The following is a 21,672-nucleotide window of genomic DNA, read 5'->3' on the forward strand; positions in this document are numbered from 1 at the left end:
GACGAAGGAAGGTTCAGACGAGAAGATCGAGCCGGTCGCCGCGCCTCGGAGGGGGCGGCGGCCGGTCCGCGGTCTCCCCCTTCTTCTCTTCCGGCTCCGCCGCGGAAGGGGTCGGCTCCTGCGTATCGCCGCCTTTCTCCTCCTCGTGGTCCTTTTCCCCCTCGACCAGTTCCCGGAACTCCTCCCGGGAATGCTCTTCCCGTTCCTTACTACGGGAAGGGAGGACGCGGCGGATCGGCTCCGTGCGGAGCGGGTTCGCCGGTATGTCCATTCCGTCGGAAAGCATGATTCTCCGCCCCGGTTATTCCGTCAGCCTCCGCATGTGGGCTCTCAGCAGAGCGACCGCCCGGGCGTGGATCTGGGAAACCCGGGATTCGGTGATCTCCAACAGCTCACCGATCTCCTTCATCTTCAGATCTTCATAATAGTAGAACATCAGAACGAGACGTTCTTGGCGCGGCAGTTCCCGGATCAGGCGGGAGAGGATTTCGCGGATTTCCTGCCGTTCGATCGCGGAAAGCACGTCCCTCGTCTCGTCCCGTTCCTGTTCGCGACAACCGTCCTGCGACTCGTTCAGCGAGAAGAGCGTGAGGGAAGCGGCCTGCGCCATCAGATTGGAGACGTCCGCCTCGGTGAAGCCCAATTCCTCGGCCACCTCCCGCTCGCTGGGTCCCCGCTTGAGGATCTTCTCGAGGTAGAGAATGGATTCGTCGATCTGGCGGATCTTATAGCGCGTGGAATAGGGGAGCGGGTCCTGGGCACGCAGGTAATCCAGGATCGAGCGGCGGACGCACTGAGCGACGTAGATCCGCAGCTCCACGCCCCGGCTCGGGTCGAATTCGTCGACGGCGCGGATCAAGCCGAGGTTCCCGGCACTCAAGAGATCCGCCGTTTCCACCCGGTTCGGCAGGCGACACGCGAAGGTCCGCGCGATCTGCTGAACCATCGGCAGGAACTCGAGGATGCGCTCCTCCCGCTCGACCACGCGTGCTTCGTGATACGGATTGGCCAGCGTCGATGGTCCCATGGTTTTTCAACCGCTTAGGTTGCAGCGAGGGCCGCCTCCTCGACTCTCGACGAGGCCCGAGGAGCCTCCGTCGAGGTGGACAACACCCCTACTGAATAAACATCGACATCCGGCGCGATTTCATGATAGGAGAGCACCGGCAGCGTCGGGAAGGAGGCCTCGGTCAGACGGCGGAGCGCCAGACGGACCTGGGGCGCGCAGAGAAGCGCGGCCCGCTGCTGCCGGGACAGAACACTCTTAACCATTGTTTCCAAACGTTTTAGCAGGGTCTGTGTCTGGTCGGGGGGAAGCGCCCAGGAGTTGCCGCCCTCCCGCATCGCCTGCACGACGGTGTGCTCCAACGCCGGATCCAGCGAGACCACGTTCAGCTTTCGGTCCGGACCGACGAAGTTGTCGCTGATGGCGCGGGAGAGGCCGGCGCGAACGTACTCGGTCAGGAGATCCACGTCCTTGACCTGGGGCGCGTAGTCGACCAACACCTCCAGGATCCCCGCCAGATCCCGGACCGGCACACGCTCTCGGAGGAGATTCTGCAGGACCCGGTGAACGGTGCCGAGAGAGACGATCTCCGGGATGGCGTCCTTCACCACGGCCGGGCTCTCCTTCTTCACCTCCTCGATGAGCGTCTGCGCGTCCTGGCGCGTCAGGATCTCGGCGGCGTTCCCCTTGATCATCTCGGTGAGGTGGGTCGCCAAGACCACGCTCGGGGCGACCACGGTGAGACCCAGGTCCTCCGCCTTCTGCTTGGCCGCGCCGGTCACCCACTTCGCCTTGAGACCGAAGGCGGGCTCTCGCGTATCGACCCCATCGAGACGTCCGAGCGCCTCCTCGTCCCCCATGGCGAGGTGGTATCCCATGTGCAAGCCGCCCTGAGCCACCCGGTGCCCCTTGACGCGGATCTCGTATCGGTCCGGCCGGAGCCGGATATCGTCCCGCACGCGGATCCGTGGAACGAGCAGGCCGATCTCGGCGGCGAGCTGACGCCGCATCGCCTTGACGCGATCGAGGAAGTCGCTTCCCCCCTCGGCGTCCATGAGCGGGATCAGACCGTAGCCGATCGCCACCTCCAAACGGTCGACGCGCAGAAATTCCTCCGGCGCCTCCTCCGGCTGGAGGGCCGGCGGCGGGGGCGGCACGGCCTCGGCGGCCCTCCGGCGGCGGACGTGGCCGATCCGGGCGATCGCCAGAAAACCGCCGGAGAGGAGGAGCAGAGGCACGGTGGGAATCCCGGGGATCAGCCCGATGGCGATCAGCGCCGCCGCGACGATGGTCAGCGGCTTGCTCTTCCCGAAGAGCTGTTGCTCGATCTCGCTTCCCAGTTGGGCGTCCGAGGCGGTGCGGCTCACCACGATGCCCGCGGAGGTGGAGATGATCAGCGCCGGAATCTGGCTGATCAGCCCGTCACCGATCGTAAGGCGCGTGTAGGTCCGAAGCGCTTCGCCGGGATCCATCCCCATCTGCAGGATGCCCACGGCGAAGCCGGCGAGGATGTTCACCAGCGTGATCACGATGCCGGCGATCGCGTCGCCTCGGACGAACTTGGCCGCGCCGTCCATGGCGCCGTAAAAATTCGCCTCGCGGCTTAATTCCTCCCGGCGGTGGATCGCTTCCTTCTCATTGATCAGTCCGGCGTTCAGGTCGGCGTCGATGCTCATCTGCTTCCCCGGCATCGCGTCCAAGGCGAACCGGGCGCCCACCTCCGCGTTCCGCTCGGTGCCGCGGACCACCACCAGGTACTGGATCGCCACGAGGATCACGAAGATCACGAAGCCGACCACGTAGTTGTCCTTCACCACGAAGGACCCGAAGGCGGAGATCACCTCGCCGGCGTAGGCCTGGCCGAGGATGAGCCGGGTGGAGGCGACGTTGAGCGAAAGGCGGAAGAGGGTGACCACCAGCATCAAGCTCGGGAAGACGGAGAGCTGCAGCGGCACCCGCACGTAGAGCGCGTTCACCAGCACCACCAGGGAGAAGCTGATGTTGAAGGTGAGCAACAGATCCATGAGGAAGGTGGGCATCGGCACGATCATCACGCCGAGGATGCCGATCACGCCGACGGCGAGCATGATGTCCGGATGCTGCACCAGGCTGAGAAAGCCGCTCTTGCTCGTTTCCGTTTGATCCTTCACGGACGTCGTTCCTCCTTGGTCCGGTTAGGCTTTCCCGACGGGGACTTTCTTCCCCTTGACCCGGTACACGTAGCTGAGAACCTCCGCCACCGCCCGGTAGAGCTCGACGGGGATCTCTTGCCCCACCTCGGCCATTTTGAAGAGAGCGCGCGCCAGAGGTTTGTCCTCCACCACCGGCACGCCCGCCGCGCGGGCGATCGCCTTGATCCTCTCGGCGATGAGGCGCTGCCCCTTGGCGACCACCCGGGGCGCGCCCATCTTTTCGGGGTCGTACTTGAGGGCGACGGCGATGTGCGTCGGGTTGGTGAGAACCACGTCCGCCTCCGGCACCGCCTGCATCATCCGGCGACGGAGCAGATCCTTCTGCGCCGATCGGATCCGCCCCTTGATCAGCGGGTCCCCTTCGGACTCCTTCGATTCATCCTTCACCTCCTGCTTGGTCATCATCAGATCCTTGTTGTGCTTGCGCCTCTGAAAGCTGAAATCGGCGGCCCCGAGCAGGAGAAGGACCAAGCTCGACTTGAAGAACAGATCCAGGGTGAAACCGCCCGCGTTGCCGAGCGCGCGGGCAAGCCCCACATCGGCGTTGTTGATGAAAAAGGCGACGGCGTTGCGGAGCACGGACCAACAGACCAATCCGATCAGCACCACCTTGACCATGTCCACGCCCAGCTTGAACCAGACCCGGGACCCGAAAAGGCGTGCCGCGCCGCGCACCGGATTCAGCGCCCCCGGGTTGAAGCGGATCGATTCGGAGCTGAAGACCAGTCCCCCCTGGGTGAGGATGTTCACGCCGATGCCGGTCACCACGAGCACGCTCACGATGGGGGCGATCAACGCCGCCCCCCACTTCATATAGGAGAACATCAGATCCGGCGTCGACGCGGGGGTGATGGTCACGTCGGCGAGACCGGAAAAGCAGATCTCGAACCGCTGCACCAGCAGCTCCTTCATCGCCGGGCCGAGAAACTTGATCGCCGCGGCGGCCGAGATCGTCATCAGCGCCGTCTTCAGCTCCTGGCTCTTGACGACCTGGCCTTTGCTCTTCGCCCGCTGCTTTTTTCGATGAGTAGGTTGTTCTGTCCTCTCACCACCCTGGCTCGACACGGCTTCCCTCCCGCGCTACGGCGCGAGCTGCAAAATCAGTCCTTGAAGTTCCGCGGGTATGGTCTGAATGGCGCCGCGCATCAGATTGATGAAGACCGGCATGGTCGCGATCAGCACCAAGCCGCCCAGCACGATCCGGAGCGGCAGGCCGACGGTGAAGATGTTCATCTGCGGCACGCTCCGGGACAGGATTCCGATGGCCGCCTCGGCGAGAAACACGCTGGCGAGCACCGGGCTCGCGATCTGCACGCCGAGAACGATCACCTGGCAGAAGAGGCGGACCATGCCGTCCAGCGCGTTCGTCGGGAAACAGGCAGCGCCGAGCGGGATGAGCCGGAAGCTCGCGCCCAACGCGACCAGGATCATCCGGTGCCCGCCGAGAGCGAGGAAAAGGATCAGAACCATCATTCCCTGGAGTTGATCCACCAGAGTCCCCTGCTCGCCGGTGACCGGATCCATCACGCTGGCCATCCCGAAACCGATGTGCACCCCCGCGATCCGTCCGGCGTACTTCGCCGATTCCAAAAAGAGGAGCACCGTGAATCCCATCAGCATCCCCACCGCCAGCTCCTTGGCCATGAGAGGCACGAGGTCGAGGCTGATCGTTCCCGTGATCCCTTCGGGCCGGGCGAGGGGGAAGAGGAGGAAGGAGAGGAGCAGGGTCATCCAGATGAAATGCACCGCCGGCACCGAGCGGCGCCCGAAGACGGGGTTCAGGTAGAGAAGCCCCGTCACGCGGACGCCGGTCAACAGAAACGCCGGAATCTGCCCGATCAGTTTGTCCAGTCCGTCCATCCGCTTCGCGCCTTACCGTATGAAAGACTGAAAGTCCCCGAATAACGTGGTGGTGAACCGCATCAGCTTTTGAATCATCCAGGGCATGAAGATCAGAAGCGCCACCGACACGCCGAGAATCTTGGGAATGAAGCTGAGCGACGCCTCCTGGATCTGCGTCACCGCTTGGAGCACGCTCATCGCCAGTCCCGCCACGAGCCCGCAGAAAAGCATGGGCCCCGCCACCTGGAGCGCCGTCCAGAGCGCCTCCCGTCCGAGCCCGATCAACATCTGTTCGCTCATCGCCGCCTCTCCCCTACCCTAGCCGAAGCTGGAAACCAAAGATTGAATGATCAAATACCAACCGTCCACCAGCACGAAGAGCAGGATCTTGAACGGCATGGAGATCATGATGGGCGGGAGCATCATCATGCCCATGGACATGAGAACGCTCGCGACCACCATGTCGATGATCAGGAACGGGATGAACAGAAGAAACCCGATCTGAAACGCCGTGGTCAGCTCGCTGACGACGAAGGCGGGGATCACCAGATAGGTGGGCGCGTCATCCCGCGACTTCACCTCCGGGAGCCCCGCGATACCCAGGAACAGTCCCAGGTCTTTCTCGCGTGTGTGGTGGAACATGAACGCCCGCACCGGCTTCAGGGCGCGGTTCCACGCCTCCCCCTCATCGATCTCCCCCGCGGAGAGCGGGGTGAGCGCCTTCTCGTTCACCTCTTGCCAGACCGGCGCCATCACGAACACGGTGAGGAAAAGCGCCAGCCCGATCAGGATCTGGTTCGGCGGCATTTGCTGCTGTCCGATGGCGTGCTTCAAGAAGGAGAAGACCACCACGATCCGGGTGAAACAGGTGACCAGCACCGCGAAGGCGGGCGCCAGGGAGAGGACCGTCATCAGAAGGATGATCTTCAGCGTGAGCGGCAACCCTTCCGCGTCCCCCTCGTTCCCCACATGAAGGGAGATTTCCGGAATCGCATGGGCGACGCCGGCCCAAAGGAGAAGAAGCGCCGCCGCCGCGATCAGCATGAAAGGGACCGACCCCCGGTCTCGCTTTTGAGCGCGCATTCCCACGTTCCCTTTCATCATGCCCGCCCCCGTCCCATCTTGGCGGCCACGCCGCGCAGGATCGCCGGAAAACCCTCCGCCGCCTCGATTCCCTCCGGCGGATTCGGGTAGAGCCGCTCCCCCTCTTCCGAGGAGAGTTCCATGACCGGCGTGATCGCCGTTTCGGTGACCCCCACCACGACCGTCCGGGCGCCCATCCGTACCGTGTAGAGCGCCCTCTTGGGTGCGAGGTAGCAGCGATCGAGCACCTTCACCTTTCCCGCCGCCGGAATGCCCGCGCGGCCGCCGAAGACGCGAAGCGCCCAGACCGCCCCGAAAATGAGCAGGACGATCAGGCCGAGCGCCAACACCACGCGGAAGAGGAGCCCCGGATAGGAGGAACGCCCGCCGGCCAGCCCCTCGCCTTCCACTGAGCCGGAGCCGTCGGCGATGGTCGCGTCGGGGGCGTCGGCGCTGTGGAGCGCGCTCCATCCGACGAGCACGGCCGCCAGGCAAAGAAGCGGGAAGAGAACCGTTGCGAGCTTTCTCCCGCGGCGCATGGTCGGAATCATTTCGCTTCCTTCTTCTCGCTTACCGGATGGCACAACTCGGTCACGCGAAGACCGTAGCGGTCGTCTACGACCACCACTTCGCCGCGCCCCACCAACTCGCCGTTGACGAGCAGGTCCACCGGCTCGCCGATGGGCCGGTCGAGCCGGACCACCGATCCCGGACCGATCGCCATGATGTCCCGGAAGAACATCTCCGCCCCCCCCAGCTCGATGGTGACCGGCACGGTGACCCCCAGAACCAGATCCAGGTTGTCGCTGATCGCGGCGCCGGCGCCTCCCTTGAGTGGGGAGAACTCCGCGCGCCGGACCTCTTCGCCTTCGCCCGAATCCGCGCCCGAATCCGCCTGAGGCTCCGACTCCATCTCCGCTCCGATTTCCGCGGCCACTCCCTCACCCGCCGCGGAAGCGTCGTCCGCGGCGGCGGAAGCGTCGTCGCCCGCGGCGCTCTCCGCGCGCGCCTCACCCTCCGAAGCCTCGCCGGCCTCCGGAGAGGGGGTCTCCGCCGTCGCCTCGGGCGGGCTCTCGGCGGGAGCGGCGGCCTCCTGATCCTCCACCGCCTGATTCGTCTCGTTCAGGTTCTCGCTCAATGATCCGCTCCTTTCCGCTCTGCTCACGCGTTCCGCGCGATCTGTACGCCGATTCGGTCGTCCACCCGGCCGGGGTGCCCGTAGTACGCGAGCCGGTCGCCGATCCGGATCTCCACCGGATCGGTGATGGGCCGGTCCAGCGAGAGCACGTCGCCGACGCGCAGCGCCATGATGTCGCTGATCCGGACCGGTGTGGGATGAAGCCGCACACGGAGTCCGATGGGAACGGCGCCCACGTGCTCGCGGGTCATCCGCTCCGCCTTGCCGTCGGCGACGGTCTCGACGGCGCTCAGGTTCATGTGGAAGAGAGAGGTGAGACTCTCATAGGGATAGAAAAAGCGAAGCGCCCCGCTCTCCTCGCCGAACGTGACGTCGAAGACGCCGATCACGCCGGCGCCTTTCGCGTGCTCCGCCCGCGCCTCGCCGTCCAGATAGAGAACCGTCGCGGAGGAGTTCCCCTCCGGGGCGTTCCCCTGGAAAAGCGCCTCTCCCAGTCGAAGAGCGATCCTCTCGAGCAGGGAGAGCTCGATCGCCGTCGGCGGGCGATCCACCGGACGGAGCGCTCCCGGCCCGCCCAGCGACATCTCCACGAAAGCCTGCGCGAGAGGCGCTTCCACGCCGCAGAGAACGCCTTCCGTCTCGGCGCCGGCCCGCAAAGCCCAGGCCGGGTTCGCCGCTTCGGCGAGAATCGCGCCGGCGGGATCTTCCGTCGCCTCCTGGAACGCCACCGGGACTTCCCGGTTCAGCTCGTCCGACAGAGCGCGGCCGATCACCGCGGCGAGAGCGTTCTGCGTCTCCCCGAACCGCTCGCGGATCAGGCCGGTCAGCCGTTGGGGGCGACGGAAATCGTAGAGACGGACATCCCGCGGTTCGCTTCGGTTCTCGATGGTCGTCATTTCGCCGTTCCTCCCTTTACTGGAGAACGAAATTCACGAAATAGACGGCATCGAGCCCTTCCGGCGGAAGGATCTCCTCGACACTCGTCCGGATCTCGGCCCGGATTTTCTCCCGGGACGTCACGTCCACCAATTCCGGAACCGTCTTGGAACCGAAGATGCGGATCAAACGGTCCTTGATCTGGGGATCGCGCAGTTGCATCTGCTCCAGCACGGCCGGGTTCGCGGACTCCAAGCCGACGCTGACGCAGACGTAACGCATGCCCGCCGAACCGGCGGGGTTGATCACCAGATCCTCGATGACGTGAATGGTGCCGATCGGGGGAACGCCGACGGTCCCCACCGTAGCCTCGGCCTCGGCCAGCCGCTTTTCCGCGAGCCAGACCGATGCCTGCGGCACCACGACCGATTGGGTGAACGTGGACGAGGCGTAAACCATCCCCGCGAACACGGAGACGGTGACGAGGAGGAAGATGAACTTGAACTTGTTGATCTTCCAGGTGCCGGAATCGTCCGGCTTCGTCACGGCATCCCCGGGCTGGGGCGCCCCTCCCTGAGCCGCTGCGGCCTGCTTTTCGTCAGCCACGACTTCTCCTCCTCACAGGCGGCACCCGCGAGTCGGACGGGAGGGAAACGCCCCGAGCCCGTACCGCGGACTACCGCTTGATGTTGATCAGCTCTTGCAGGATCTCATCGCCCGAGGTGATCACCCGCGAGTTGGCCTGGAAGCCCCTCTGCGCGGTGATCATCTGCACGAACTCTTCCGAGAGATCCACGTTGGACATCTCCAGCGACTTGGAGTTGATCGACGCGCCGATGGTCGTGCCGGCCGCGCCGGTTATGATATGGCCGGAGTTGGGCGAAACCTGATAGAGGCTGCCGCCCACCCGGTTCAGACCATCCGGGTTGTTGAACTTCGCCAGCACCACCTGGCCCATGTCGCGGAGGGTCCCGTTCGTAAACAGACCCGTGATTTTGCCGGACGCGTCGATCGAGATGGTGTTCAGGTTCCCCATCCCGTACCCGTCCTGTCCGCTCGCCTTCGTCGTGAAAGGCGAGGAGAACTGCGTAATGCCGTCCAGCCGGTTCGCCGTGCCGGCCCAGAACTCGATCTGTATGCCTTCGGCGCCGGTTCCCGGCTCGAGCCGGAGGTAACCGGTGTCGTCATCGAACGTCATGTTCCGATAGGAGCCGTCGGAATTGAACTGCACCATTCCCGTGCTTCCGGCCGACACCGTTTCGTTCCCGTCGAAAGAGGCGTCCCAGTACCAGGTGTTCTCCATCGCCGACCGGGTGAAGGTCATGTTCAGCGTGTGCTCCATTCCGAGGGTGTCGTACACCAGGATGGAGGTGAGGTGCTCCGTGGCGGCCGTGTCGATCGTCGCCGTACCGGCGGCGAAGCCGTCCTCGGCGGAGATGGTGACCCCACCGCCGGCGAGATTGGAGATCCCGGTGGCGAGACCGGTCTCCTCGTCGTAGGTCAGGGCCAAGGACGACGCGGTCATGGCGGCATGGTCCGTGGGGGTGAAGACGTCCGTCGCCTCCAGCGTGCTGTTGGTGCCGCTGTTCGCCGTGAAGGTGGAACCCGCGGCGACGCCCAATACGATATTCGCGATGTCGCCCGCCACGGCGGTGTTGGACTCGATGTTGTAGAGCGTACCGATGCCGTGATAGACACGGGTGAGACGGACCTCGCCGGTATCCAACTCGGCGGTCACGCCGGCGCCGGAGTTATTGATCGCCGCGATCAGGTCGTTCACCGTCGAATCGGTGGTGAGTCCGAGAATCTGGAAGGAGTCGCTCCCGTCGATGGTCAGCTCGAAACTGGACGCGTCGGTCACGCCGAGCGCCCCCAATTCCTCCGTGCCGGTGAGCGCGAGCCCGGCGGTCCCCGCGGCGGTGCTCGCGGTGGCGTTGGCGCCGGTGAAGGTGATGGCGTGCGAACCGCCGGCGCCGTTCACGGCGGTGCCGGAAACGCTGGTGATCCCGGTGGTCCCGGCGTCGTCCAGCTCGGCGAGACTGTTGGAGGCCAGAGCGTCCAGGTTGCACTCGAATTTCACTTCCGTGGTCGACCGGGCGTGGGTCTTCTCGCCGAAGGGGAGACGCATGTTCTCGAGAGGCGCGCCGGTCGGGATCTGGCCGCTTTCATTGGCCAGCCAACCCTGCACCTTCAGCCCGCTCCCCGAGGCGGTGAGATAGCCGTCGGCGTCGAAGCTGAAGTTGCCCGCTCGGGTGAAGTACTGCGACTCGCCGTCGCTCAGCACGAAGTATCCCTCGCCGTCGATGGCCAGGTCGGTCACGTTGCCGGTCGACCGGAGCATTCCCTGCTCGCGGATGGAGTCGATGCTGGCCACTTCCATTCCCAGTCCGACCTGCATGGCGTTCGAACCGCCGTAGTTGCCGCGCGCGGCCGACGCCGGCCGCTGGGTCTGCACCAGAGCCTCCTGGAAGGTGGTCCGGCTCGACTTAAAGGCGTTGGTATTCACATTGGCCACGTTGTTTCCGATCACGCTCATGCTGAAGAGATGACCCTTCACACCCGTAACCGCGCTCCAAAAGAATCCAGACACTTTCTTCTCCTCCGTCACCGCGTCAGTCGATCGGCGGTGAGGGACCTCCTCCATCCATGGAGGACCAGCCCCGTTGTCGATGCTCCTCGTTTTTCTAGGCGATCACCGCGCTGTCGATTGCGGTGAAGACGCCGCTGCTCTGTCGCGATTGCATGGCCGTCACCACGGTCCGGTTCTTGACGCTCACCACGAAGGCGAGTTCGTCCAACAGGACCAGGGACTCCTTCGCGCCTTTTTCTCCCGCGCGCCCCACGGCGTCGCCGAGCCGGCTCAGTTCCGACTCGCCGAGATTCACGTTGCGTGAGTGCAGGCGCTGCTGCGCGTGCTGCGAAAACTTGAGTTGATGCCTCTCGCACGCCTCGGACCAAACCTCGTCGAAGGCTTTCCCTTCCGACGTTCGGGAAACGGTCGCGTTTCCCCCCGCCGGCTGAATCGCCTCGGTCGAGGTCGCCGTTCTCGGCGGCGTCGGCCTGGCTTCACCCAGGGCCGCCTCCGCCTGAATGCGGGGATTCACCACGGGGCCGAAGCTCACCGCGTCTCCACCGCTCATCTTCGTTCCTCCTTCCCCTTACCGGTTCCGTTCACGACTAAAAGTCCTCCATGACTTCCGTGACGTGGCTCAGCAGAAGCTCCCGGCCGTTCACGACGACGTAGGCGCTTCCATCGATGTACCGCACGCCTTCCACGTGACCCAGGAACAGCTCCGTAGCCGACACTTCGTTGCCGCCGCCGTCTTCGGCGGTGATCGCGAAGGTGTAGTCCCCGGAGGACATGATGTTGCCGTCGGCGTCCTTCCCGTCCCAAGTGAAGGTGTGATCTCCGACGGACGTTTCCAGATCCTCGAGAACGGCCACTTCGATCCCCGACGAATCGAAGATCGTGGCGGACACGTTCACCGCGTTCCCCCCCAGCCGGTAGCCGAGGGTCGACTCTTCGCTCCGCTCGTGGACGAAACCATCGTCCGCGGAGCGGATCCCCTTGCCGATCAGCGTGGTGGCCATCGTGTTGTTCAGCAGCTGGCCGAGCATGAGATCCATGTCCAGGTTGGAGCTGAGCGACTCGTTCATGTTCTCCATCTGTTCGAGGGAGCTGAACTGCGCCAGCTGGGCGATCATTTCCGTGTTCTCCATCGGCTCGAAGGGGTCCTGCATCTGCAGCTGCGTGATCAGCAGCTGTAGAAACTCCTGTTTCCCCAGTTCGCCGCCGGCGGTCGCGGACGTCGTCGCCGCCGTATCGCCCGAGCCCAGAATCGACGAGATTTCCATTCCTTCACCTCTTCCCGGTCCGCTACATCCAGGTGTCCACGAGCCGCGATCCGTTGACCCCGCGGGGTCGTTCCGGACGGGCCGTCTCGGTCGCCTCTCCTTCGCCCGCTTCCGAGGAAGCGCGGTCCCGGAGGGACTTGCCGGCCTGCCGGCCGCCGGAGCGCCGGTTGTCATGGAGCAAGACGTCGAACTGGGTCAGGTCGAGCCCGCTGTCCGCCAGCGCGGACGTAAGCCGCGACAGGTCGGTCTGCAGGGCCGCCTGCACGTTCGGGTTTTCCACCTCGATGAAACCGCGGACCGAACCTTCGGTGACCATCAGTTTCACCCGGACCTTGCCGAGCTCGGGCGGATCGAGTTGGATTTCCGCTTCGTTGCGGCCGGATTTCACGATCCTTTGGGTCTGCTCGATCAAACGGTCCAGGATTTCTTCACGCACGGCGCGGCTCTCGAGGAGCGCGCGCTCCGCGCGATCCTGCGCCGACGGTTCCGATACGACGGAGAGAGAGGTTCCGGTGCTCGGCGACGCCGCCGTCTCCTTCACGCCCACGGCTTCGATCGCCGGCGACGCTTCGGATCGGTGGGAATTGATATGCTCCGACTTCCGCCCCGCGGCGTACGCCGCGGCGGCTTCCGCCCCGTTCCGGCCCGTTTCCTCCCGGCGGTGGGAATCTCCGGACAGGCCGTCCTTCGTCCCCTCGCGGGTCTCGGTCTCCGCCGTCTCGATCGCCTCGGAGGGAGTCCCCTCACGCGGCTCCGGCGTCGCTTGCGCGTTCATGACTTTTTCGCTCTCTTCTCGGACGGCGACGCGCTCCGTGCGGGTCACGACACGTTCCTCGACGACGATCGTTTCGGAACGCCCCTCGGCGGCGGAACGGGCCGGGATCGTTTCGACACGCCGGTCGACACGCTCCTCGGTTTCCACCGTCTCGGCGTTCCCCGCTTCGCCGGAAGGAACCGTCTCGGCGCGGCGCTCGATCCGCTCACCGACCACGACCGTTTCCGCGCGCCCCTCGCCGGCGGAGCGAACCGGGATCGTCTCGGCGTCGCGGCCGATTTGTTCCGCGGTCTCCGCAATGGAGGCGCGCCCGTCGGTCCGGACCGTTTCGGATCCTGCTTCACGCGTGATCCTCTCGCCGGCCTCGTCCGTGACGGGACGTGCGTCCGTGAAAGAGCTTTTCACTTCCGCCATCTTCGAACCACGCGCCTCCACGCGGTGATCCGGTACTTCCATCTTCTTCTCGACCGGCGCGGCGGGCTCGGCGCCCCCGGCCCGTCGGGCTTCTTCACGAGTCGATCCGGTCGTCGCGACGGACTCCGCTCCACCCCGCACGGGGGTCGCGGTTTCCGTCTTCCCGGACGCCGCCGGAGATTCCGGCGTCTCCATCCGGAGAGAGGACCGCCGTTCGGCGCGCCCTTCCCGTTGGAGACCGGTCCCGTCCGCGTCGCGGAGAGTCTCTCCCTCCGCCTCGGCGGACCGTGCCCGCGCTCCCTCCACGGTCCGGGTCACGGGAGTGTCCTCCAAGCGAGGCGAAACCCCTCGGTCCCCGCCGCGGGCCGGCGCGGATTCTTTCGATTCGATCCCCCGGACGTCGTCGCCGCGGGTCGAGGTCGCGGCGGAACCCTTCGGCTCCTCCGTCGTCCGCCCGGCGGCGCGCCCGTGCTCACTCTCCTTGATTCCTCCTCCATCGGCGACTCGATGAACGGCTTTCCCTTCGTCGAGCGCGCGCTCCCCGTCCGCGGTCCTTTCGACGCGCGTCCGGGACTCCGTCCCCATCCGATCCCCTTTGACCTTTTCCGGTTCTGCCGCGATTTCCGGTCCCCGCTCGGAGAATGAAACGGCGGAGCGAAGCCGGCCGGCATGACCGACGGTCTCTGGGTTTTCGACCCGTCCCTCGCGGGCGCCCTCGGCGGGGCGCTCCGATTGGACCGTTCCCCGATCCGATCCGCTCGTTTCCTCGGCGGGCGCGTCCGCGGCGGCGAGGGCTTCCCTCCCGACCGCGACGGCCTCCTTCGAAACGGCGGCGGACCCGGGGAACATCACCGGCGCCGGCCCCGGTTCTCCGCCCCTTCGCGGGGTCGCGAGATCCGGACCGGCGGCGTTCGTCCCCTCACCGGACGGCGGGTCGCCGAACAGACGAATCCATTCTTCCTTACTGCCGATATTCCCCTCCTCACATGTCTCCTGCGCGGCGACCTTCCCCTCCGACTCCGAGGCGCCGACGTACTCGGGCACCGCGACGACTCCGGGCGGTACCGGCGCGGTCGATGCGCCGTCGATCTCGACGGCGTCGGCCTCCGGTTCCACCGCGTCGCGCGGCAACCCGCGGACGGCCTCCCGCAGGACCTCTTCGACCCGGATGTCCGGCGCGATCTCCGCCGCCGTCCCCGCTCCCATGGACTCCATGAAGGAGAGGAACGACCCTGCGGAACCGCCTTCCGGTCCGGTGAAGAGCCCCTTCGCGGTCGCGCCGCCCGTAACGTCGGGCTGTGGCGTCGGCTCGGGAAGGAACAGGAAAGAGCTAACGTTCATTGACTCCCACCCTGACGATCAGCTCGCTCATGCGAGCCGCCTTCTTGGGTTCCAGTTCGGCCAACACGCTCGCCGCCGATTTCTCCTTCATGTTGGCCAGGATCGCCGATGCCTGGCGCTCAGGCATCGTGTTCAGAATCAGCGCCACCTGCTTGGGCCGCATCGCGTCGTAGACTTTCACCAGGCGCGCCAGATTCTCTCCATCCAGGGGGAACCGGTACGGCTCCTCCTCGTCCTCTCCGCCTTCGCCGGCGGGATGCTTCCCCTCCGGCGGCCACGGCGGACCGGTCGTTTCGACCATTGCCGGCGTCTCCTCCGCCGCTTCCGAGGCGGCGCCGACGTTCTTCGATTCCTCCGTCAATTCCGCGTCCCCGTTTTCTTCCGGAGATTCCGCGCGTTCATCGCCGGACTCCGCCAGCTCCTCCGGCGGGCCCATGGTCTCGATCGCGGGTGTCGCGTCCGCCGCCGCCGGCGCGGCGCCGGCCTCCTCGATCGTGCGGACCGCGGCGAGAATGCTGTCCACCGCCGCGAAACCTTCCGCCGGCACGAGATAGGGGGCCTGGAAGGTAAGCATCCCGTTCAGATAGAGAAAGACCGGCATGGATCCGACAAAAATCAGCACCGCCCCCCCGAAGAGCAGGAGGAACTTCTTCACGCCGAAGCCGCCCTTTTTCTTCTCGGGGGCCTTGGCCTTCTCTTTTTCCTTGGCTTCCTTATCAGCCATTTTCCCTCTCCTCCGTGAGCGGGGCGTCCGACCTCCGCCGGATCAACAAAGCTCTTTCTTCGGTTTCCGCAGATAGGTGTCCCGGCCGATTTCGTCGGTCTCCTTCTGTTCCGACCGAAGCCATTCCCTCATATGCTCGATCAGGTTGTTTTCCCGAAGCTTCTCCAGGGTCTTTCGCTCCTTGCTGCACTCCACCAGCTCCTCGCGCTCCCGACTCACCCGGCGCCGGGAATGCTCGACCGCCTCGATCTGCCGGCAGATATCGCGCATCAACCGATCGAAACGGGCGCGGTGCACCTCTTCCCATGCAATGTCGATCCGTCCGGTACGCTGCTCCAGGACCGCCCGCCGGCATTCCTCTTCCAGGTCGTGCAGACTCGACAGGGCGCGTTCCTCGCGCTCCAGCGTCCGCTCGGCGACGGCGAGATCCTGTTTCTTCCGGTCTTCGATGCACTGCTTGACGTTCATCACTTTCTGCAGCCGGAAACGGAACTTGGTCATCGTCTTCCCTAATTCAGCAGCCGCTTCAGGGCGCTGGAAGTGTCCGCGAATTCCGTCCGCTCCCGCATCCCTTGACGCAAGAAGGAACGTATCGTTTCGATCCTCTCGATCGCGAAATCGATCCGAGGATTGCTCTTTTTGACGTAGGCGCCGATGTTGATCAGATCCTCCGCCTCGCGGTAGGTGGCGAGCACCTCCCGGACCCGGGCGGCCTGCTCCTGGTGCTCCGGGTCGACCACGTCGATCATGACCCGGCTGACGCTCTCGAGCACGTCCACCGCCGGATAATGGTTTTCCGTGGCGAGCTTGCGCGAAAGCGCGATGTGTCCGTCCAGGATCGATCGGGCGGCGTCCGCCACCGGATCGTTCATGTCGTCCCCCTCGACAAGCACCGTGTAGAGGCCGGTGATGCTCCCCACCGCGGCGGTGCCGGAGCGCTCCAACAGACGCGGCAGGAGAGCGAAGACCGAGGGCGGATAACCCTTGGTGGTGGGCGGTTCCCCCACGGCGAGACCGATCTCCCGTTGCGCCATGGCGACCCGGGTGAGCGAGTCCATCATGAGCATCACGTTCAGACCGAGTTCGCGGAAGTACTCCGCCACGGTGGTGGCGAGCATGGCGCCCTTCAGGCGGATCAGCGCCGCCTGGTCGCTGGTCACGGCGACCACCACCGACTTGCGAAGCCCTTCCTTGCCGAGGTCCTTCTCGATGAAATCCCGCACCTCGCGCCCACGCTCGCCGATCAGCGCGATCACGTTCAGGTCCGCCTCGCAGTTCCGGGCGATCATGCCGAGAACGACGCTCTTCCCCACGCCGCTACCCGAAAAGATGCCCACCCGCTGTCCCTTGCCGCAGGTGACGAGACCGTCGATGGAGCGGATACCCGTCGCCAGCGGCTCGGCGATCCGCTGCCGCGTGAGCGGGTTGGGCGGCGGCGCCAGCAGCGGGCGGTTCTTCTTGGCGCCCGTCGGCCCGCCGCCGTCGATCGGGTTCCCGAGGCCGTCCAGCACGCGGCCCAAGAGCTCGTGTCCCACCGGAACCCGCATCGGCTGGCCGCAGGCGGCCACAGCCGAACCGGCCGCCACGCCGCTGATTTCACCGACCGGCATCAGCAGCACATGATCGTCGCGGAAGCCGACCACTTCGGCGCGGACCGAACGGTTCTCGGACAGACCCTCGATCACGCAGACGTCGCCGATGGAAACGGCGGGACCCCTGGACTCGATCACGAGCCCGATGATCTCGCTCACCCGACCGGTCCGGCGCACCGGATCGATGCGCTCGACCACGTCGAGGTACTTCTCCGCTTTCAGCGTCGGCGCGCTCATCGCACCCTCTCCACCAGCGCCTTCTCCAGCGTCTGCAGTTGCTTCTCGAGTTGCGCCTCCACGTTCCCCGCCTCGGTCTCCACCAGGCAGCCGCCGCGGCGCACCCGACCGTCCTCGACGATCTCGAGCGAACGGGTTCCCTCGAGAATGGCGAGCCAATCCGAGCCGTGCTCGCGTACGATCTTCAGGTCTTCCGGGTTCACGCGGAGCACCACGCTCTCCTTCTCCGTCACGAGCCGGAGCGCCCGGCGCACGGTCTCGAGCACGAGCGCCTCGTCCACTTGCACCGCGTCCCCCACGATCCGCCGCGCCACCGCCACGGCGAGTCGGACCACCGTTTCCTCGGAGGCGAGGAACAGGTCTTCCCGCTGAGCCATCAGATCCTTGGCGGCGCCGGCGAATTTTTCCACCGCCTCGCGGACGGCGTGCTCCCCCTCCGCGCGCGCCCGGGTCAGTTCCTCGGCGTGCTCGCGCTCGCGCCGCTCCAACCGTTCCCGCATCTCGTCCAGCGACGCTTTCAGTTCCGCCTCCCGATCGACGCAATCCTTCACGTCCGACTCGATGGCGTTGGCGATCCATTCCGCCTCGCCGGCGAGCCCTTCCCGGTCGGCGTGCCGCGGGTCGGGAAGCCGCACCAGAATCGACTCGGGGAGCACGCGGGCGGACCGGAAAACGCGGCGGCTATTCATCGGCGCTCCCTCCCCGGTCGATCTCCACCTCGCCCTGCTCCTCGAGACTCCGGACCACCTCGATGATCCGATCGCGGGCCTGCTCGATCTCCGCCTTCTTCACCTTGCCGGCGTACTCCATCTCCTCCTGGATGCTGACCGCCGCCCGCTCGGAGACGTTCTTGAAGATCTTCTCCTTCACGTCCTCGTCGGCGTTCTGCAGCGCCAGGGAGAGATCCTTCAGGTCCACTTCCTTGAGGACCCTTTGCATGGACCGGTCGTCCAGAAGAAGGATGTCGCGGAAGATGAACATCATCTTGCGCACCCGGGTCGCCAGGTCCGGATCCCGGTCCGTAAGGGTCTGCATGACCACCTTCTGGATCGAGAGAGGGATCATGTTGAGGAGGCCCGCCGTCTTCCGCTCGCCGCCGAGGCTCTCCTTCCGCTTCTTCTGCTTCTCCTCCTCCTTCGGGTTCACCACCGGATCGAGCGCGGCGTGCACCCGCGCCGCGGTATCGGGGACGATCTCCCCCATGGTGGCGATCCGCCAGGCCGTGTCCGGCTGGAGTTCCTCCGGGAGAGCGGCCACCACACGGCCGGAGACGTCCGGCTCGATCTGGGTGAGCAGGAACGCCACGGTCTGGGGGTGCTCGCCGGCGATCAGCTCGGCGAACTTCTCCGGGTCGCGCCGCGCGAAGCTCCAAAGACTCTGGTTCGAGCGCCAGCTGATCCGGCGGACGACCTCGGTCGCCTCCGACTTGCCGAGCGTCGCCTCGAGCATCTCCGAAGCCCTTTCGATGCCGCTCACCGTCTTCGCCTGGCGCGCCGCCAGTTCGTTCAGGAACTCGGTGAGCACCTCGTCCTTCACGTTCTGCGGAACCTCGCCGAGCATCAGAATCTCCTCGGCGAGACGCTCCATCTCGCTCCGGGGGAGTTTCTCCATGAGCGGCTTGGCGTCCGGGCCGAGGGTCATCACGACGATCGCCGCCTTCTGCCGCTTGGTCAGTTCCGCTGTGGAGAGAGGCGCCATGGTTCTTAGTCGCTCTCCGAGATCAACGTTTTAATCAGTTCAGCCGATTCTTCCGGCCGGTTGCGGGCCGCCTGGGTGACCTTCTGCGCGCTCGACCCGTAGGCGGCGACCGCCTGCGCCGCCGGTGCGCCGAACATCTCCATCCCCTCCGCCTCGACGGCGCGGCGCGCCGGCGCCTGATTGAGCAACGAACCGGCGGAACGGAGGAACCGGCGGAGAACCAGGAACACCACCAGGGCGCCGAGCGCCCAGAGCGCCTTCTCCAGCACGGTTCGAACCAGGAGGCTCCGCTCCACCTTCTGCATTTCGCTTCGCTCGTCAAGTAGATGGCGCTGATCGAACTGCACGCAGGCGACGTGGATTTGGTCCCCCCTGTCCTCATCCAGACCCACGGCATTCCGAACCAGCGCCTCGATTTCGCTCAGTTCCCGCCGGTCCCGCTCCACGAAACTCGGAGCCGACTCGGCATCTCCCTCGGCGCCCTCGGGGACTTCATAGCGTCCGTCCACCGTGACCGCCACGGTCAGGCGCTTGAGGTTGCCCGGCGCCTTCACGACCGTCTCCACCGTCCGGTTCAGTTCGTAGTTGGTCACCGTGGTCCGGTACTCGCTCCCCTCCTCCTCTTTCATTTCCTCGGTGGTTTCCTCGCTGCGAACGGAGGCGTTGTCGGGATCGAACCTTTCCACGTTGCGCTCGAGCTTCTCGAAATCGAGTTCCGCGGTCACCCGGACCACGGCGTTGCCGGGGCCGACCACACGATCCAGGAGCGTTTGGGCTTTTTCCTCGAGAAGGCGCTCCACTCCCGCTTCGACCTCATAGCGGGCGGCGCTCTGCACCTCCGCCCCATCCTCGTCACCGGGGGTGGAGAGCAGGTTCCCGAAGTAATCCAGAATGCTCACGTTCTCCGGATGGAGCCCCTCGACGCTTCCCGCCACGAGGGCGCCGATCCCTTCGATCCTCTTCTGCGTGAGCCGGCTGCCCGGCTTCAGGCGAACCATGACCGCGGCCGAGGGAGCGCGTTGGCCGTCCAGGAAGAGGCTTCGCTCGGGAATCACCAGATGCACCCGCGCGTTCATTACCTCGTCCATCTCCCGAATGGTTCGCGTCAGTTCCCCCTCCAGGGCGCGCTGGTAGTTCACCTGTTGCATGAAATTGGTCATGCCGAACTTGCTCTGGTCGAACAGCTCGTATCCGGAGGCGCCCCCTTCGACGCCTCCCTCACCGGCCAGATCGAGACGAACCGCGTAGACGTCCTTTTCCGGGACGAGAATGGTCCGGCCCGAATCGCTGATCCGGTAGGGAACCTTCAGATCCCGCAGGCGGTCCACCACTCCGCTCGCCTGCTCCGCATCCAGCCCGGCGTAGAGCACGCCGTAGGAGGCGTGCTTCGCGAGAAAGAAGGAGAGAACGATCGTCACGACCGCCCCGGCGATCAAAGAGCCGAGCACGAACTTCTGGCCGGACCCCAGTACGCGCCAGCGCGCCGCCAGGTTCTCCGTCATTCCCTTCATTCCGTCAGCCACGGAAGGCCTCCTTCTTTCGTTCCGAAAACGCTGCATCCCCGCGGCGATCGATTAGATCGAGGTGCGGGAGATTTCCTGATACGCTTCCAAGAGCTTGTTGCGGACCTGGATGAGCAGGTCGAGAGCCATGTTCGCCTCCTCGACGGCGAGCATCACCTGGTGCACGTCGGTCACCTCGCCTCTGGCGAGACCCTCCACCAGCTTGTCCGCGTTCTTATCCATGGCGGAGACGTCCTGGACGTAACCCTCCAGGATCTTGCGGAAGGAAGTGGCCTCCTTCACGTCGCCGCCGGCTTTCCCCGCGACCGCGTTCTCCAGGCCGGCGGACCCGATCGAACCGGACAGGGAAACCGCCTTGGCCACGTTCACCGGAATCACTTGCATTCTCGCTCACCCCCGATACGCGTCAGATCTCGAGCGACTTGCTCACGATGCTCTGATAGGCCTTCATGGCCGTAAGGTTCGCCTCATAAGCCCGCGTGGCGGCCACCATATCCACCATCTCCGTGATGGTGCTGATGTCCGGCACACGAACGTAGCCCTTCTCGTCCGCGTCGGGATGGGCGGGATCGAAAACGAGTTCGAAGCCCGCGCTCTCATCCACCACCTCACGCGCGTCCAAAGAGGGTCCTTCCGCCGCTGCGCCCGGGCGCGTCGCCGCGCTCCCTCCGAGATGTCCCGGCGAGGTCCGGGTCAGCGAAACGCGGTGCTCCGCCGCCCTGGACCGGGAAGGGGCGCTCCCCTCGTCGGAGGAGATCACGATCTGCCGACGCCGGTAGGGCCCGCCCTCCTCGGAACGGGTCGTCTCGGCATTGGCGATGTTTTTTGCGATCGTCTCCATCCTCTTACGCTGGGCGGAGAGACCGGAGGCGCTGATTCCCAGGGCGCCGAAGAGATCGTTGCTCATCGCTTCCACTCCTCAATCCCGCGAGGGACCCGGCCGGCTATACCTGTCCCCGAATACTGTTGCGCAGCCCGGCGATCTTCAGCGTCGCCAGGCGCGCCGACACGGCGAAACGGAGCTGCGTTTCCGCCAGGGAAACCATCTCCTTCTCCATGTCCACGCCCTCGCCGAGCGTTTCCGGATCCTCGACCACCTCGATGGAGGGGGCTTCCGGCGCGCCGGACGCCCGATGGCCCGGCCGCGTCTCCACCGGATCGATGGTCGCTCCCTCCGCCCGGTTCAACTCGTCGGCGAAACGCGCCTCCCGGCGGCTGTAGCCGGGCGTGTTCACGTTCGCCAGGTTCTCGGCGGAGACCCGCTGCCGGGCCGCCGACAGATCCATCAATCGCCGGAGCGCCGGAAGGGCCGTCCGACTGAACAATCCGATCGTGGGCACCGTTCCTTCCTCCTTAGGGGAAACGACCGGCGGCTA

General features: G+C 65.6%; 24 protein-coding genes. All 24 read right to left on the reverse strand.

Annotated features, from left to right (window positions below; all coding sequences use genetic code 11):
• Positions 1-13: 13 nt before the first annotated feature.
• Positions 14-286, reverse strand: a complete 273-nt coding sequence (locus JW958_11335) for a hypothetical protein (protein ID MBN1826848.1) — start codon at positions 284-286, stop codon at positions 14-16.
• Between the two features lie 15 nt (positions 287-301).
• The gene (locus JW958_11340) at positions 302-1,027 is read right to left on the reverse strand and encodes a FliA/WhiG family RNA polymerase sigma factor (GenBank protein ID MBN1826849.1); all 726 of its coding nucleotides are present in this window, start codon (positions 1,025-1,027) and stop codon (positions 302-304) included.
• A gap of 14 nt (positions 1,028-1,041) precedes the next feature.
• Entirely contained in the window at positions 1,042-3,093 is a 2,052-nt protein-coding gene (flhA, locus tag JW958_11345) for a flagellar biosynthesis protein FlhA (GenBank protein ID MBN1826850.1), read from the reverse strand.
• An 87-nt stretch (positions 3,094-3,180) separates the two neighbouring features.
• On the reverse strand, positions 3,181-4,263 hold the full coding sequence (gene flhB, locus JW958_11350; GenBank protein MBN1826851.1) for a flagellar biosynthesis protein FlhB: 1,083 nt from the start codon (positions 4,261-4,263) through the stop codon (positions 3,181-3,183).
• Between the two features lie 15 nt (positions 4,264-4,278).
• Entirely contained in the window at positions 4,279-5,058 is a 780-nt protein-coding gene (fliR, locus tag JW958_11355; GenBank protein ID MBN1826852.1) for a flagellar biosynthetic protein FliR, read from the reverse strand.
• A gap of 12 nt (positions 5,059-5,070) precedes the next feature.
• On the reverse strand, positions 5,071-5,340 hold the full coding sequence (gene fliQ / locus JW958_11360; GenBank protein ID MBN1826853.1) for a flagellar biosynthesis protein FliQ: 270 nt from the start codon (positions 5,338-5,340) through the stop codon (positions 5,071-5,073).
• Between the two features lie 18 nt (positions 5,341-5,358).
• A complete protein-coding gene (gene fliP, locus JW958_11365; GenBank protein MBN1826854.1) occupies positions 5,359-6,084 on the reverse strand; it encodes a flagellar type III secretion system pore protein FliP in 726 nt (241 codons plus the stop codon).
• 56 nt (positions 6,085-6,140) lie between these two features.
• A complete protein-coding gene (locus tag JW958_11370; protein MBN1826855.1) occupies positions 6,141-6,674 on the reverse strand; it encodes a flagellar biosynthetic protein FliO in 534 nt (177 codons plus the stop codon).
• The gene (gene fliN / locus JW958_11375; protein MBN1826856.1) at positions 6,671-7,261 is read right to left on the reverse strand and encodes a flagellar motor switch protein FliN; all 591 of its coding nucleotides are present in this window, start codon (positions 7,259-7,261) and stop codon (positions 6,671-6,673) included. Before fliN ends, JW958_11370 begins: the two co-directional genes overlap by 4 nt.
• A gap of 23 nt (positions 7,262-7,284) precedes the next feature.
• Positions 7,285-8,157, reverse strand: coding sequence for a FliM/FliN family flagellar motor switch protein (locus JW958_11380; protein MBN1826857.1), 873 nt, complete (start codon positions 8,155-8,157; stop codon positions 7,285-7,287).
• A gap of 16 nt (positions 8,158-8,173) precedes the next feature.
• Positions 8,174-8,743, reverse strand: a complete 570-nt coding sequence (locus JW958_11385; GenBank protein ID MBN1826858.1) for a flagellar basal body-associated FliL family protein — start codon at positions 8,741-8,743, stop codon at positions 8,174-8,176.
• A 70-nt stretch (positions 8,744-8,813) separates the two neighbouring features.
• On the reverse strand, positions 8,814-10,727 hold the full coding sequence (locus JW958_11390) for a flagellar hook-basal body complex protein (protein ID MBN1826859.1): 1,914 nt from the start codon (positions 10,725-10,727) through the stop codon (positions 8,814-8,816).
• Positions 10,728-10,821: 94 nt separating this feature from the next.
• Positions 10,822-11,277, reverse strand: coding sequence for a hypothetical protein (locus tag JW958_11395; GenBank protein ID MBN1826860.1), 456 nt, complete (start codon positions 11,275-11,277; stop codon positions 10,822-10,824).
• Between the two features lie 37 nt (positions 11,278-11,314).
• Positions 11,315-11,992, reverse strand: coding sequence for a flagellar hook assembly protein FlgD (locus JW958_11400; GenBank protein ID MBN1826861.1), 678 nt, complete (start codon positions 11,990-11,992; stop codon positions 11,315-11,317).
• A 22-nt stretch (positions 11,993-12,014) separates the two neighbouring features.
• On the reverse strand, positions 12,015-14,522 hold the full coding sequence (locus JW958_11405; protein ID MBN1826862.1) for a flagellar hook-length control protein FliK: 2,508 nt from the start codon (positions 14,520-14,522) through the stop codon (positions 12,015-12,017).
• Positions 14,512-15,246, reverse strand: coding sequence for a hypothetical protein (locus JW958_11410; GenBank protein MBN1826863.1), 735 nt, complete (start codon positions 15,244-15,246; stop codon positions 14,512-14,514). Before JW958_11410 ends, JW958_11405 begins: the two co-directional genes overlap by 11 nt.
• Positions 15,247-15,288: 42 nt before the next feature.
• Positions 15,289-15,747: a flagellar export protein FliJ gene (gene fliJ, locus JW958_11415; GenBank protein MBN1826864.1), complete on the reverse strand. Its 459-nt coding sequence runs from the start codon at positions 15,745-15,747 to the stop codon at positions 15,289-15,291.
• A gap of 8 nt (positions 15,748-15,755) precedes the next feature.
• Complete coding sequence (gene fliI, locus JW958_11420) at positions 15,756-17,075, reverse strand: flagellar protein export ATPase FliI (GenBank protein ID MBN1826865.1); 1,320 nt, start codon at positions 17,073-17,075, stop codon at positions 15,756-15,758.
• Positions 17,072-17,764, reverse strand: coding sequence for a hypothetical protein (locus JW958_11425; GenBank protein MBN1826866.1), 693 nt, complete (start codon positions 17,762-17,764; stop codon positions 17,072-17,074). Before JW958_11425 ends, fliI begins: the two co-directional genes overlap by 4 nt.
• Positions 17,757-18,773, reverse strand: coding sequence for a flagellar motor switch protein FliG (gene fliG, locus JW958_11430; protein ID MBN1826867.1), 1,017 nt, complete (start codon positions 18,771-18,773; stop codon positions 17,757-17,759). Before fliG ends, JW958_11425 begins: the two co-directional genes overlap by 8 nt.
• A gap of 5 nt (positions 18,774-18,778) precedes the next feature.
• Positions 18,779-20,296: a flagellar M-ring protein FliF gene (gene fliF / locus JW958_11435; GenBank protein ID MBN1826868.1), complete on the reverse strand. Its 1,518-nt coding sequence runs from the start codon at positions 20,294-20,296 to the stop codon at positions 18,779-18,781.
• A 51-nt stretch (positions 20,297-20,347) separates the two neighbouring features.
• The gene (fliE, locus tag JW958_11440; GenBank protein MBN1826869.1) at positions 20,348-20,680 is read right to left on the reverse strand and encodes a flagellar hook-basal body complex protein FliE; all 333 of its coding nucleotides are present in this window, start codon (positions 20,678-20,680) and stop codon (positions 20,348-20,350) included.
• Positions 20,681-20,702: 22 nt separating this feature from the next.
• Positions 20,703-21,203: a flagellar basal body rod protein FlgC gene (flgC, locus tag JW958_11445; protein MBN1826870.1), complete on the reverse strand. Its 501-nt coding sequence runs from the start codon at positions 21,201-21,203 to the stop codon at positions 20,703-20,705.
• 37 nt (positions 21,204-21,240) lie between these two features.
• Positions 21,241-21,636, reverse strand: coding sequence for a flagellar basal body rod protein FlgB (gene flgB / locus JW958_11450; protein ID MBN1826871.1), 396 nt, complete (start codon positions 21,634-21,636; stop codon positions 21,241-21,243).
• Positions 21,637-21,672: the final 36 nt, after the last annotated feature.

The sequence above is a fragment of the Candidatus Eisenbacteria bacterium genome, assembly GCA_016930695.1.
Classification (GTDB): domain Bacteria; phylum Orphanbacterota; class Orphanbacteria; order Orphanbacterales; family Orphanbacteraceae; genus JAFGGD01.